Origin of the sequence: Mycolicibacterium nivoides (assembly GCF_003855255.1) — a bacterium.
Lineage (GTDB): Bacteria > Actinomycetota > Actinomycetes > Mycobacteriales > Mycobacteriaceae > Mycobacterium > Mycobacterium nivoides.
Genome location: NZ_CP034072.1, coordinates 6,618,744 through 6,631,804, shown reverse-complemented (window position 1 = coordinate 6,631,804; position 13,061 = coordinate 6,618,744). Strand labels below are relative to the sequence as shown.

Sequence of the window (13,061 nt, the reverse complement as noted above, 5' to 3'; positions counted from 1 at the left end):
TGTCGGTTACTAGCGTCTACTGCCCGCGGGGCGGTGCCCCACGCTCTGCGATCTCCCGGCTCGCGTCGAGATAGCTCAACGCGCCACGGGAACCCGGATCGTAATCGAGGATCGTCATCCCATATCCGGGCGCTTCCGATACCTTCACGCTCCGCGGGATGACCGTGCGCAACACTTTGTCGCCGAAGTGCTCTCGTACGTCTTCGGCAACCTGATCCGCCAGCTTGGTCCGCCCGTCGTACATCGTCAGTATCACGGTGGACACCGACAGCTCCGGGTTCAGATGCGCCTTCACCATCTCGATGTTGCGCAGCAGCTGCCCCACACCTTCCAGCGCGTAGTACTCGCACTGGATCGGGATCAGCACCTCGGGCGCGGCCACCAGAGCATTGATGGTCAACAACCCGAGGGACGGCGGGCAGTCGATGAACACGTAGTCGAAATTGTGGTTGGCCAAGGCCGCAAGCGCTCCCCGCAGCCGTCCCTCGCGCGCCACCATGCTGACCAATTCGATCTCGGCCCCGGCCAGATCAATCGTCGCGGGAATGCAGAACAACCGGTCGCTGTGCGGGCTCTGCTGGAGAGCCTCCTCCACCGGGATGTCGCCGATGAGGACCTCGTACGAGGACGGGGTCCCGGGGCGATGCTCGATGCCGAGGGCCGTGCTGGCATTGCCCTGCGGATCGAGGTCGATCACCAACGTCCGCAACCCCTGCAGCGCAAGGGCCGCGGCGACGTTCACCGCCGTCGTCGTCTTACCGACGCCGCCCTTCTGATTCGCGATCGTGAACACGCGCTGACGCGACGGCCGCGGAAGTTGGCCGTGCGAGGTGTGGAGCACACGTGTCGCCTGCTCCGCCTCCGCCGCTATCGGGGTGTCCATGCTGGCGTCCGTGGACCACGGGGTGCCGGCATTGTTGTTCCATGTTTCACGTGAAACCGTTTCACGTGAAACGGCGGGCGTAGCAGCCGCACCAACGGCTGCCTGCCGATCAGAACCCATCCTCATCTCCTGCCCGATCTCCCCCGCGAACCGGAGGCTCTGCCCGTTGACCGGTTGCCCGGTCTCACCGCTTCTCGCCGCACGGCGACGACGGTTACGGGCGGGTTCAAATAGTTCACGCCACATTTCACCACCCTGGCATCGACTGCACCCAGGGAAGCCATCACACGCCGATGCTCTTCAATCTCAGCCTCAGCGCGCTCGCCTTTCAGGGCGAGCATCCTTCCGTCGACGCGAAGCAGCGGCATGCTCCAGCGCGTCAACTTGTCGAGCGAGGCGACCGCACGCGACGTCACCACATCCAACTCGCCCACCGACTGGCGAACCTCGGCATCTTCGGCCCGACCGCGGACCACCGTCACATCGAGCCCCAATTCATCGACCACCTCGCGCAGGAACTCGCTGCGACGCAGCAGCGGCTCGATCAACGTGACATGCACATCGGGGCGCGCCAGAGCCACGGGGATTCCCGGGAGGCCGGCGCCGCTGCCGATATCGCCGATGCGCTCATCGGGAGCCAGGAGCTCTCCGAGAGCGGAGCTATTGAGAATGTGTCGATCCCAGAGCCTGTCCACTTCTCGCGGACCGATCAGACCCCACTCGACACCGGCACCGGCCAGAATCGCCGCGTACCGTTCGGCGGTCTCCAGACGATCTCCGAAGACCCCCGCCGCGGCGTCCGGTGCCGCGGGGACCGGTCCATGTTTCACGTGAAACATCCTCCGCACTCCCTACGGCACCGTCGCCGCAAACGAACTACACCTTTGTAACTAAAACTCAGCCAAGCAGAACGACGACGCGTCGCGACGGCTCAACGCCTTCGCTCTCGCTGCGGACGCCCTCGACCGCAGCCACCGCGTCGTGAACGATCTTGCGCTCGAACGGCGTCATGGGAGCCAGCTCTTCGCGCTCGCCCGACTCCAGCACCCGGCGGGCCACCTTGTCGCCCAATGCCGCGAGCTCATCGCGACGACGGCGCCGCCACCGCGCGATGTCCAGCATCAGCCGGCTGCGTTCGCCGGTCTTCTGATGCACGGCCAGCCGGGTCAGCTCCTGGAGAGCGTCGAGCACCTCTCCCTTACGCCCGACCAGCTTGCTCAGATCGCCACCGCCGTCGATGCTCACGACTGCCCGGTCCCCTTCGACATCGAGGTCGATATCGCCGTCGAAGTCCAGGAGGTCGAGCAGCTCCTCGAGGTAGTCGCCGGCGATCTCGCCTTCCGCGACCAGTCGCTCCTCCAGATCGTCCTCGCTCTTCGGCGCGGACTGGGCGGCCTCCTCCAGCTCTGCGCCGGGCTCGGTCTCGGTCGTCTGTGCGTCCGTCATATCCGTCTTCTCCCTACTTGTAGCCAGTGTGAGAACTGGTCACCGTTTCCGCTTCTTGGGGCGTGCACCGGGCTTGGGCGTGCGGCTCACGCTCGGCCCTGCCGATCCACCCGCCGTGTCGCTCTGATCCTCGCTCTGCGTCGCCTTCGCGTCTGCTTCGGCGCCCGCCACATCACCGGTCACCGCCGCGCTCGCGGCGTCGGTCTTACGGGCCTTGTTGGGCTTGGCGCCAGGGGCGGGTGCGTTCGCAGAGCGGCGTTCCAACGCCTCGGCCTTCTTGGCCTCTTCTTCCTTCTCGATCATCCCGAACACGTAGTGCTGCTGACCGTAGGTCCAGATGTTGTTGGACAGCCAGTAGATGATCACGGCCAGCGGCAGGAACGGTCCACCGACCACCACACCGAGCGGGAAGACGTAGAGCGCGAGCTTGTTCATCATCGCGGTCTGCGGGTTGGCGGCGGCCTCCACACTCTGGCGAGCCACCGAGGCGCGGCTGTTGAAGTGCGTTGCGATGCCCGCCAGGATCATGATCGGCACACCGACCAGGACCACAGAGAGCCGGTTGAATTCGGTGAATGCCTCGAGACCGTGCTGCTGCACCATCGTCGCGCCGAGCGGTGCACCGAACAGGTTCGCGTCGAGGAAGTGGCCGACGTCGGTCGCGCTGAAGACATAGTTGGCCAGGCTGCGGTTCTCCTCCACCGACAACCCCAGCCGGCCGATGCCGGTCTGCGTCCGGTTGAAGGACATCAGCACGTGGTACAGGCCCAGGAACACCGGCACCTGCGCCAGCATCGGCAGACAGCCAAGGATCGGGTTGAACCCGTGCTCGCGCTGCAGCTTCTGCATCTCCAGTGCCATCCGCTGGCGGTCCTTGCCGTACTTCTTCTGCAGGGCCTTGATCTGCGGCTGCAGTTCCTGCATCTGCCGCGTGGTGCGGATCTGCTTGACGAAGGGTTTGTAGAGGATCGCGCGCAGGGTGAACACCAGGAACATCACCGACAGCGCCCAGGCGAAGAAATTCTCGGGGCCGAGCAGGAAGGCGAACGCCTTGTACCAAACCCACATGATCGCCGACACCGGGTAATAGATGATGTCCAGGCTGAACCAATTAAACACGCGACTTGCTCTCCCCTCGCTTCGCTGGGGTCTCCCAGACAAGGTTTTCGGCGGCTATCTCGCCAGACACGGTCTCATCAGACGTGAAGGACTCGTGATCGTGTGGGCACCGGTCCGGGATGGGGTCCCATCCCCCTGGATGCCAAGGTCCGCATTTCAGCAGTCGGATCAACGTCAGCCACCCGCCGCGGAACAGGCCGTATTCGGTGAGGGCGTCGACCGCGTACTGACTGCAGGTCGGCATGAACCGGCACGACGGCAGTCGAAGCGGAGAGATGGTGTGACGGTAGAGCTGAATCAGGAAGATCGCACCGCGGGCAGCACCGACACCCGCCCTGCGAATCATGGGGTCGTCCTGCGCCGCGACTCAAGGCGCTCGAGAGCGCGCTGCAACTGCTGCTCCAGCCGCGACGACGGCGCTTCACTACTGCCCGCACGAGCCCGGATCACCACCAGGTCGGTGGCGTCCAGTTGCGGTATGACGGTGCGGGCGACATGACGCAGCCGCCGCGACACCCGATGACGTTCCACGGCGTTACCGACAGCTTTGGACACGATCAGACCGACCCGCGGGCCGGTAGCGTCCGTTCCCTCGTGTAGCGCGTGTACGACAACGTCAGGTTGGACTGCACGCGCGCCACGACTGACGGTGGCACTGAACTCCGCGGACCGCCTCATCCGGTATCGAGCCGGGAGCACCGCGCTAGATCCTGCGTCGTATCACGCAGTAAGTGCGCGACGGCCCTTGCCACGACGGTTGGCGACGATGGCGCGGCCGGCGCGCGTACGCATCCGCAGCCGGAACCCATGCACACGCGCACGGCGGCGGTTGTTGGGCTGGTAAGTCCGCTTGCCCTTGGCCACGGCAATCTCTCCTTGTTCCATTTGGCACCCGCACCCGACGACACCGAAGTGCCGCCGAAACGCGGTTACCGTGCAAGCTCGATTTAAGCTCGTCCGTCGTGCTTTACTAACCGGCGCATTCTCCGGAACCTCCCGGGCGCAGCCGTACCGCCACGTGCGGGCGACTGCTCGAGGGTACTGATGAGATTTCCCTCGGTCAAACCTGCGCGGACCCGCTTACTTGGACTCCTTCCGATGTTGCAGAACTGTTGGCACATCGAGAGAAAACTGTTAGCTTCTGGCAATGCCGTTCCGAGCCTGGACCGGCTCCGGACAATAAAATGAGGACGTCGCTCCGCGGTGCAGCTTCACAGCACGTGACGAACCCGGCCCCGACGCTCTCACAACAGACACAGAGCGACGACGACTGTCCTTTCTCCACAAGCTGTGGATAAATATGTGGACAGTTCGTCATCGTTCTTTTTGGTCGTCACCGGATCGACCTCGATGCACCTCAAAGGGGGAAACGGTCGTTGACAGCGGACCCCGACCCACCATTCGTCGCCGTCTGGAACAGCGTCGTCGCCGAGCTCAACGGCGACCGCGGTGCACAGTCCGGTCCCGCAGGTGATCCAGCCGCACCCCAGCTGACCCCGCAGCAAAGAGCCTGGCTCAAGCTGGTGGAACCGCTCGTGATCGCCGAGGGGTTTGCTCTGCTCTCGGTTCCCACCACGTTCGTCCAGAACGAGATCGAACGCCACCTCCGCGAGCCCATCATCAACGCGCTCAGTCGCAAACTGGGCCAGCGCGTCGAACTCGGTGTGCGCATCGCCACACCCTCCGAGGAATCCGCGGACTCCCCCGCCGAGACGGCTGACTCGGCCGGCGATGGGGCACCGGAGAGCACCTCGGCGCAGCCGGCCACCGACGCGGACGAGATCGACGACGACCGGGCCGCCAAGGTCAGCGCCGAGGAGAGTTGGCCGACCTACTTCAGCAGCCCGCAGCGGGACTCGACGGTCAGCGATGACAACGCGGTCAATCTCAACCGGCGCTACACCTTCGACACCTTCGTCATCGGTGCGTCCAACCGCTTCGCCCACGCCGCGACCCTCGCCATCGCCGAGGCACCCGCCCGGGCCTACAACCCGTTGTTCATCTGGGGTGAATCCGGCCTCGGCAAGACGCATCTGCTGCACGCGGCCGGAAACTATGCGCAACGTCTCTTCCCGGGCATGCGCGTGAAGTACGTCTCCACAGAGGAATTCACCAACGACTTCATCAACTCGCTCCGCGACGACCGCAAAGCCTCGTTCAAGCGCAGTTACCGCGACATCGACATCCTGCTCGTCGACGACATCCAGTTCATCGAGGGGAAGGAAGGTATCCAGGAAGAGTTCTTCCATACCTTCAACACCCTGCACAACGCCAACAAGCAGATCGTCATCTCCTCGGATCGCCCGCCCAAGCAGCTGGCCACGCTCGAGGACCGGCTCCGGACCCGCTTCGAGTGGGGCCTGATCACCGATGTTCAGCCGCCTGAGCTCGAGACGCGCATCGCGATCCTGCGTAAGAAGGCGCAGATGGATCGTCTGGACGTGCCTGATGACGTGCTCGAGCTCATCGCCAGCAGCATCGAACGCAACATCCGTGAGCTCGAGGGTGCGCTGATCCGTGTCACCGCCTTCGCCTCGCTGAACAAGACCCGGATCGACAAGTCACTGGCCGAAGTCGTGTTGCGCGATCTGATCGCCGACGCGACGACCATGCAGATCAGTACGGCCGCGATCATGGCGGCCACCGCCGAGTACTTCGAGACCACCGTCGAGGAACTACGCGGCCCCGGCAAGACCCGCGCGTTGGCTCAGTCCCGGCAGATCGCCATGTATCTGTGCCGTGAGCTCACCGATCTGTCCCTGCCCAAGATCGGCCAGGCATTCGGGCGCGATCACACCACGGTCATGTACGCGGAGAAGAAGATCCGTGGCGAGATGGCCGAGCGACGCGAGGTTTTCGACCACGTGAAGGAACTCACCACCCGGATTCGTCAGCGCGCCAAGCGCTGAATCCCCCGCTGTATCTCGCCTGACTCCCCCTCGAGACGACACTCGAGGGGGCTCAGTCGTGCCGCCGTGCCGCCGTCGTAATGCCTCCGCCGTCTCACATCGTGGTCTCTTCAGGCCCGTCCGGCGAAAAATCTTGTAACAACTTCCGCCTCATTGCGCCTCACAAGTCACAGCTCACCGCTGTGGATACGGCTGTGCACAACCTGCGGGCAAACCACGGGATGAATGACAAAATCATCCACACTCACCGTTCTGTCCACACCCGAGCGCCGGTCCATCCACCGGTCTCCACAGCGGACTAACATTGCGACACACCGACGGTGCTGGGCAAACACCCGTTCATCCCCAGTTTTCACAGCCCCTAATACTGTTACTCAAATATCTTCTAAGAGTTCTTTCTAGAAGAAGGGGCTTGGGGACACCGAGCGGACCTCCCGTCCGATCGGGCTCGCGAAGCGGGGATGTCACCCCGATCGATTAGCTTTCAAGTTGATGCGGAAAGCTCTACGGTGGTTCATCGACAGCGGTTTCCAGCTTTGTCATTCAGCGTCAGGCTGCATGGTGCGGTTTTGGGAAGATGCTGGTAGAGCTCGTTATGGGGATCATCGAAGGGGCGCATAGCACGTGGCGACGACGACGGCTGGGCTGACCGACTTGAAGTTCCGCGTGGTGCGTGAGGACTTCGCGGATGCGGTGGCCTGGGTGGCCCGCAATCTGCCGACCCGGCCCACCATCCCGGTGCTGGCCGGCGTCCTGCTGACCGGCACCGACGACGGCCTGACCATCTCCGGCTTCGACTACGAAGTTTCCGCCGAGGTACGTGTCAGCGCCGAAATCGCTTCTCCCGGAAGCGTTTTGGTGTCAGGGCGACTGCTGTCCGACATCACCAAGGCGCTGCCCGCCAAGCCGGTCGAGCTCAGCGTCGAGGGCACCCGGGTAGCACTGACCTGCGGAAGCGCCCGGTTCTCGCTGCCGACCCTGGCTGTCGAGGATTACCCCGCGCTGCCGACCCTGCCCGAAGAAACCGGCGTGGTGTCGTCGGATCTGTTCGCAGAGGCCATCGGCCAGGTCGCGGTCGCGGCAGGCCGTGACGACACCCTGCCCATGCTTACCGGTATCCGGGTCGAGATCTCCGGTGAATCAGTGGTTTTGGCGGCGACCGATCGCTTCCGGCTCGCCGTGCGTGAGCTGACCTGGGAGACCAGCGCCAGCGACATCGAAGCCGCCGTGCTGGTGCCGGCGAAGACGCTGGCCGAGGCGGCCAAGGCGGGCACCGACGGCAATCAGGTCCATCTGTCGCTGGGCTCCGGTGCGTCGGTCGGCAAGGACGGCCTGCTCGGTATCCGCAGTAACGGCAAGCGCAGCACCACCCGCCTGCTCGACGCGGAGTTCCCGAAGTTCCGTCAGCTGTTGCCGAGCGAGCACACCGCGGTGGCCACCATCGGGGTCGCCGAGCTCACCGAGGCGATCAAGCGTGTGGCGCTGGTGGCCGACCGGGGTGCCCAGATCCGCATGGAATTCGGCGATGACGTGCTCAGGCTGTCGGCCGGCGCCGATGACGTGGGCCGGGCCGAGGAAGACTTGCCGGTCGAGTTCGCCGGCGACCCGTTGACCATCGCGTTCAACCCGACCTACCTGACCGATGGGCTGAGCTCGCTGCATTCCGACCGCGTTACTTTCGGTTTCACCACGCCGAGTCGCCCCGCGGTGTTGCGGCCGACGAGCGAGGATGGTGGTAGCGGAGGTGGTTCGGGTCCGTTCCCGGCCGCCAAGACCGATTACGTCTATCTGTTGATGCCGGTACGCCTTCCCGGCTGACCGGCCCGGGCTAGAGAGGGCGCACATGCAACTGGGGTTAGTCGGCCTGGGCAAGATGGGCTTCAACATGCGCGAGCGCCTGCGCGCCGGGGGCCATGAGGTCGTGGGCTATGACCCTCGCCCCGAAGTGAGTGACGTGGCCAGCCTGGAGGATCTGGCCGGCGCGCTCGAGGCGCCGCGGGTGGTCTGGGTGATGGTGCCGTCGGGCACGGTGACGCACGAGACCATCGGCGAGCTCGCTGATGTGCTGGGCCCCGGTGACTTGGTGATCGACGGCGGCAACTCCCGATACACCGAAGATGGTCCCCACGCAAAGTTGTTGGGCGACAAGGGAATCAACTTCATCGATGCCGGTGTGTCGGGCGGTGTCTGGGGTCTGCACGAGGGCTACGGACTGATGGTCGGCGGCAGTGACGCCGACGTGGCTCGAGCCATGCCGATCTTCGACACGTTGCGTCCTGAGGGTGACGTGGCCGACGGATTCGTTCATGCCGGTCCGGTGGGCGCGGGCCACTACGCCAAGATGGTGCACAACGGCATCGAATACGGCCTGATGCACGCCTACGCCGAGGGATACGAACTGCTGGCGGCCGAGGAACTGATCACCGATCCGCAAGCGGTGATCCAGGCCTGGACGAACGGCACCGTGGTGCGCTCGTGGCTGCAGCAGCTACTGGCCAAGGCGCTCAAGGAGGATCCAGGTTTCTCCGCGATCAGCGGGTACACCGAGGATTCCGGGGAAGGCCGCTGGACCGTGGAGGAGGCCATCAGTCACCGGGTTCCGATGCCGGTGATCGCGGCGTCGTTGTTCGCGCGGTTCGCCTCGAGGCAAGAGGACTCCCCCACCATGAAAGCCGTCTCGGCCCTTCGTAACCAGTTCGGTGGACATGCTGTGCACCGGATCAGTGAGTCCGGTTAGGCGTAATTCCGATGTATGTCCGTCACCTGGGACTGACCGACTACCGGTCCTGGGCACATGTCGAGCTCGAGCTCGAGCCCGGCCGCACGGTGTTCGTCGGATCGAACGGTTTCGGCAAGACGAATCTCGTTGAGGCGCTGTGGTATTGCGCCACGTTGGGTTCCCACCGGGTGGCCTCCGATGCGCCCCTGATCCGGGCCGGTGCGCCGCGCGCGATCGTCTCGAGCATCGTGGTCAACGAGGGACGGGAACTGGCGGTCGATCTCGAGATCACCAGCGGCCGTGCCAACAAAGCCCGGCTGAACCGTTCGCCGGTACGTTCGCCCCGCGAAATCCTCGGGGTGTTGCGCGCGGTGTTGTTCAGCCCGGAGGACCTTGCGCTGGTCCGAGGGGATCCCGGAGAGCGTAGGCGCTACCTCGATGAGCTGGCCACCACCCGCCGGCCGACCATCGCCGGTATCCGTGCTGACTATGACAAGGTTGTGCGCCAGCGTACCGCGCTGCTGAAAACCGCTGCCGGAGCACGTTATCGGGGCGACCGCAGTGTCCTGGACACCCTCGACGTGTGGGACGGGCACCTCGCCACGCATGGTGCGGCGCTGATCGCCGCGCGCATCGCACTGGTCGAGCAGCTTCATCCGGAGGTCCAGAAGGCCTACCAATTGTTGGCGCCGTCCAGCAGGCCCGCGACCATCAAGTACCGCAGCAGCGTGGAGGCGATCGAGAACGCTCCGGGCCCGGAATCCGTGGAGTTCTACGAGGCGGCGCTGCTGGACGGGCTGGCCCGGCGCCGCGACGCCGAGCTGGATCGTGGAGTCTGTCTGGTGGGTCCGCATCGCGACGATCTCGAGCTGTGGCTGGGTGATCAACCCGCCAAAGGCTTTGCCAGCCACGGTGAATCGTGGTCGATGGCGCTTGCCCTGAGGTTAGGGGCCTACGAATTGCTGCGCTCGGACGGCGTCGATCCGGTGCTGCTGCTCGACGATGTCTTCGCCGAATTGGATACCTCGAGGAGGCAGGCCCTGGCAGCGGTGGCCGGTGAAGCCGAACAGGTTCTGGTCACCGCGGCGGTCGGTGAGGACATCCCGCAGGACTGGGCGGTCAACCGCGTCGAGATCAGGATGACCGAAAGCGACCAGGGACGGATATCGGTGGTGCAGTCATGACGAACGATCCCGCAGAATCCTCCGACCCGACCCCCGCGGTGTCGCCCGAAGATCTCAGCCGCATGCGCGGCATGGACCTGGTGCGGCGGACCCTGGAGGAGGCTCGAGGCGCGGCCCGCAGCCAAGGCAAGGATGTCGGCCGTGGTCGCAGGGCCCCGGTCCGACGCGTCGCCGGCAATGCCGGTCGTCGCCGGAGTTGGTCGGGCCCGGGGCCAGATATCCGTGATCCACAGCCGCTCGGTGCCGCGACCCAGGACCTGGCGAAGGTGCGGGGGTGGGGCTCGAGGGTTGCCGAGGGTTCGGTGTTCGGCCGGTGGCGGACCGTGGTCGGCGACCAGATCGCCGACCATGCGAACCCGACCGGCTTGAACGAGGGCGTGTTGACGGTGTCGGCGGAGTCCACCGCGTGGGCCACCCAGCTGCGGATGGTGCAGTCCCAGCTGCTGGCCAAGATCGCCGCCGCGGTCGGCGACGGCGTGGTGACCTCGCTGAAAATCGTGGGCCCGGTCGGCCCGTCGTGGCGGAAGGGCCGGTATCACGTGTCCGGCCGCGGTCCCCGCGACACCTACGGCTAGGACTGCGCTGAGAACCCCGAGACGCGCAAAATGGATCTCCTCAAGCGTCCGGAGGCACCGATACCCGAGAAATTCCGCGCACGGCGCAGTTAGATAGGTGGAAACGCCGCTGCAGAGTCGGCCCTATACGTGTCGACCGGTAGACTGTGGCGAGATCTGCAGGGCGGTGACGCTGCCGCCTCCCGCGAACCCCAAGGAGACGCGTCCGACGTGGCTGCCCAGAATCAGTACGGTGCCGACTCGATCAAAGTGCTGGAAGGCCTCGAGGCTGTACGTAAACGCCCCGGCATGTATATCGGTTCCACCGGGGAACGCGGCCTGCATCACCTTGTGTGGGAGGTCGTCGACAACGCGGTAGACGAGGCGATGGCCGGGTTCGCGACGAAGGTCGACGTCCGCATTCTCGAGGACGGCGGTGTGCAGGTCACCGACGACGGGCGAGGCATTCCGGTCGCCATGCACGCCACCGGTATCCCGACGATCGATGTCGTGATGACCGTCCTGCACGCCGGCGGCAAGTTCGAAGAGGGTGCCTACCAGGTGTCCGGCGGTTTGCACGGCGTCGGCGTCTCGGTGGTCAACGCGCTGTCCACGCGGCTGGAAGCCGATGTCCGTACCGACGGATACGAGTGGTTCCAGACCTACGACAATTCGGTCCCCGGCACCCTGCGACAGGGTGAGAAGACCAAGGAGACCGGCACCACCATCCGGTTCTGGGCGGATCCGAATGTCTTCGAAACCACGGTGTACGACTTCGAGACCATCGCCCGGCGTCTGCAGGAGATGGCCTTCCTCAACAAGGGCCTGACCATCGAGCTCACCGATGAACGGGTCACCCAAGACGAGATCACCGACGAGGTGGTCGCCGACACCGCCGCCGCACCCAAGTCGGCTGAGGAGACGGCGGCCGAGGCCGCCGCACCGCACAAGGTGAAGCACCGGACCTTCCATTACCCCGGCGGTCTGGTCGACTTCGTCAAGCACATCAACCGCACCAAGACCGCGATCCAGCCCAGCGTCATCGATTTCGACGGCAAGGGCACCGGCCACGAGGTCGAGATCGCGATGCAGTGGAACGCCGGATACTCCGAGTCGGTGCACACGTTCGCCAACACCATCAACACGCATGAGGGCGGTACCCACGAAGAGGGTTTCCGCTCGGCGCTGACAACCGTGGTGAACAAGTACGCCAAAGACAAGAAGCTGCTCAAGGACAAGGATCCGAACCTCACCGGCGACGACATTCGCGAGGGGTTGGCAGCGGTCATCTCGGTCAAGGTGGCTCAGCCGCAGTTCGAGGGCCAGACCAAGACCAAGCTCGGTAACACCGAGGTCAAGTCGTTCGTTCAGAAGATCTGCAACGAACAGCTGACCCACTGGTTCGAGGCGAATCCCGCCGAGGCGAAAACCGTGGTGAACAAGGCGGTTTCGTCAGCCCAGGCGCGTATCGCCGCACGTAAGGCGCGCGAACTGGTCCGCCGCAAGAGTGCGACCGACATCGGCGGCCTGCCGGGCAAGCTGGCTGACTGCCGCTCGACCGATCCGTCGAAGTCCGAACTGTATGTGGTGGAGGGTGATTCGGCCGGCGGCTCGGCCAAGAGCGGCCGGGACTCGATGTTCCAGGCCATCCTGCCGCTGCGCGGCAAGATCATCAACGTCGAAAAGGCCCGTATCGACCGGGTTTTGAAGAACACCGAAGTCCAGGCCATCATCACCGCACTGGGCACCGGTATCCATGACGAGTTCGACATCAGCAAGCTGCGCTATCACAAGATCGTGTTGATGGCCGACGCCGACGTCGATGGCCAGCACATCTCAACCCTGCTGCTGACCCTGCTTTTCCGGTTCATGAAACCGCTGGTGGAGCACGGCCACATCTTCCTGGCACAGCCGCCGCTGTACAAGCTCAAATGGCAGCGGCAGGAACCGGAGTTCGCCTACTCAGACCGTGAGCGGGACGGCCTGCTCGAGGCCGGTAAGGCAGCGGGTAAGCGGATCAATGTCGACGACGGTATCCAGCGCTACAAGGGTCTCGGCGAGATGGACGCCAAGGAGTTGTGGGAGACCACCATGGATCCGTCGGTGCGGGTATTGCGTCAGGTGACGCTTGACGATGCCGCTGCTGCCGACGAGCTGTTCTCCATCCTGATGGGCGAGGACGTCGAAGCACGCCGCAGCTTCATCACGCGTAACGCCAAAGATGTTCGTTTCCTGGACGTTTAGGCA

Annotated in this window: 13 protein-coding genes; 6 read left to right on the top strand and 7 right to left on the bottom strand. The window is 64.6% G+C overall.

Annotation, left to right across the window (positions count from 1 at the left end; genetic code table 11):
• Positions 1-16 precede the first annotated feature (16 nt).
• From EH231_RS32330 to rpmH, 7 genes are read right to left on the bottom strand one after another with little or no spacing between them, the layout of a single operon-like run.
• On the bottom strand, positions 17-1,003 hold the full coding sequence (locus tag EH231_RS32330; protein WP_090429438.1) for a ParA family protein: 987 nt from the start codon (positions 1,001-1,003) through the stop codon (positions 17-19).
• A 2-nt stretch (positions 1,004-1,005) separates the two neighbouring features.
• Positions 1,006-1,722 (bottom strand): 16S rRNA (guanine(527)-N(7))-methyltransferase RsmG, encoded by a 717-nt coding sequence (rsmG, locus tag EH231_RS32325; RefSeq protein WP_164481110.1) that lies wholly within the window; start codon positions 1,720-1,722, stop codon positions 1,006-1,008.
• A gap of 58 nt (positions 1,723-1,780) precedes the next feature.
• On the bottom strand, positions 1,781-2,329 hold the full coding sequence (locus EH231_RS32320; RefSeq protein WP_090429436.1) for a Jag family protein: 549 nt from the start codon (positions 2,327-2,329) through the stop codon (positions 1,781-1,783).
• 39 nt (positions 2,330-2,368) lie between these two features.
• Entirely contained in the window at positions 2,369-3,448 is a 1,080-nt protein-coding gene (gene yidC, locus EH231_RS32315; RefSeq protein WP_090429434.1) for a membrane protein insertase YidC, read from the bottom strand.
• Entirely contained in the window at positions 3,441-3,794 is a 354-nt protein-coding gene (gene yidD / locus EH231_RS32310) for a membrane protein insertion efficiency factor YidD (protein WP_090429432.1), read from the bottom strand. Before yidD ends, yidC begins: the two co-directional genes overlap by 8 nt.
• Positions 3,791-4,147 carry a ribonuclease P protein component gene (gene rnpA / locus EH231_RS32305; protein ID WP_090429431.1) on the bottom strand — a complete coding sequence of 119 codons (357 nt, stop codon included), beginning with the start codon at positions 4,145-4,147 and terminating at the stop codon, positions 3,791-3,793. Before rnpA ends, yidD begins: the two co-directional genes overlap by 4 nt.
• 21 nt (positions 4,148-4,168) lie before the next feature.
• Entirely contained in the window at positions 4,169-4,312 is a 144-nt protein-coding gene (gene rpmH / locus EH231_RS32300; RefSeq protein ID WP_055119217.1) for a 50S ribosomal protein L34, read from the bottom strand.
• A gap of 512 nt (positions 4,313-4,824) precedes the next feature.
• Between rpmH and dnaA the strand changes: the two genes are divergently transcribed.
• The 6 genes from dnaA to gyrB all read left to right on the top strand — a co-directional run bounded on the left by dnaA (position 4,825) and on the right by gyrB (position 13,058).
• On the top strand, positions 4,825-6,357 hold the full coding sequence (gene dnaA, locus EH231_RS32295) for a chromosomal replication initiator protein DnaA (protein ID WP_090429429.1): 1,533 nt from the start codon (positions 4,825-4,827) through the stop codon (positions 6,355-6,357).
• Between the two features lie 624 nt (positions 6,358-6,981).
• A complete protein-coding gene (gene dnaN / locus EH231_RS32290; protein ID WP_044514324.1) occupies positions 6,982-8,175 on the top strand; it encodes a DNA polymerase III subunit beta in 1,194 nt (397 codons plus the stop codon).
• Between the two features lie 25 nt (positions 8,176-8,200).
• Entirely contained in the window at positions 8,201-9,094 is an 894-nt protein-coding gene (gene gnd, locus EH231_RS32285; RefSeq protein ID WP_090429427.1) for a phosphogluconate dehydrogenase (NAD(+)-dependent, decarboxylating), read from the top strand.
• 11 nt (positions 9,095-9,105) lie between these two features.
• Entirely contained in the window at positions 9,106-10,260 is a 1,155-nt protein-coding gene (gene recF / locus EH231_RS32280; RefSeq protein ID WP_090429425.1) for a DNA replication/repair protein RecF, read from the top strand.
• Positions 10,257-10,835, top strand: a complete 579-nt coding sequence (locus EH231_RS32275; protein ID WP_124714050.1) for a DUF721 family protein — start codon at positions 10,257-10,259, stop codon at positions 10,833-10,835. Before recF ends, EH231_RS32275 begins: the two co-directional genes overlap by 4 nt.
• Before the next feature lie 210 nt (positions 10,836-11,045).
• The gene (gyrB, locus tag EH231_RS32270; protein WP_090429421.1) at positions 11,046-13,058 is read left to right on the top strand and encodes a DNA topoisomerase (ATP-hydrolyzing) subunit B; all 2,013 of its coding nucleotides are present in this window, start codon (positions 11,046-11,048) and stop codon (positions 13,056-13,058) included.
• Positions 13,059-13,061 lie beyond the last annotated feature (3 nt).

What these genes read in the sequence shown, in the direction of transcription:
- EH231_RS32330 (WP_090429438.1), bottom strand. Translation starts at nt 1,003, where the DNA reads ATGGGTTCTGATCGGCAGGCAGCCGTTGGTGCGGCTGCTACGCCCGCC.
- rsmG (WP_164481110.1), bottom strand. Translation starts at nt 1,722, where the DNA reads ATGTTTCACGTGAAACATGGACCGGTCCCCGCGGCACCGGACGCCGCG.
- EH231_RS32320 (WP_090429436.1), bottom strand. Translation starts at nt 2,329, where the DNA reads ATGACGGACGCACAGACGACCGAGACCGAGCCCGGCGCAGAGCTGGAG.
- yidD (WP_090429432.1), bottom strand. Translation starts at nt 3,794, where the DNA reads ATGATTCGCAGGGCGGGTGTCGGTGCTGCCCGCGGTGCGATCTTCCTG.
- gnd (WP_090429427.1), top strand. Translation starts at nt 8,201, where the DNA reads ATGCAACTGGGGTTAGTCGGCCTGGGCAAGATGGGCTTCAACATGCGC.
- recF (WP_090429425.1), top strand. Translation starts at nt 9,106, where the DNA reads ATGTATGTCCGTCACCTGGGACTGACCGACTACCGGTCCTGGGCACAT.
- EH231_RS32275 (WP_124714050.1), top strand. Translation starts at nt 10,257, where the DNA reads ATGACGAACGATCCCGCAGAATCCTCCGACCCGACCCCCGCGGTGTCG.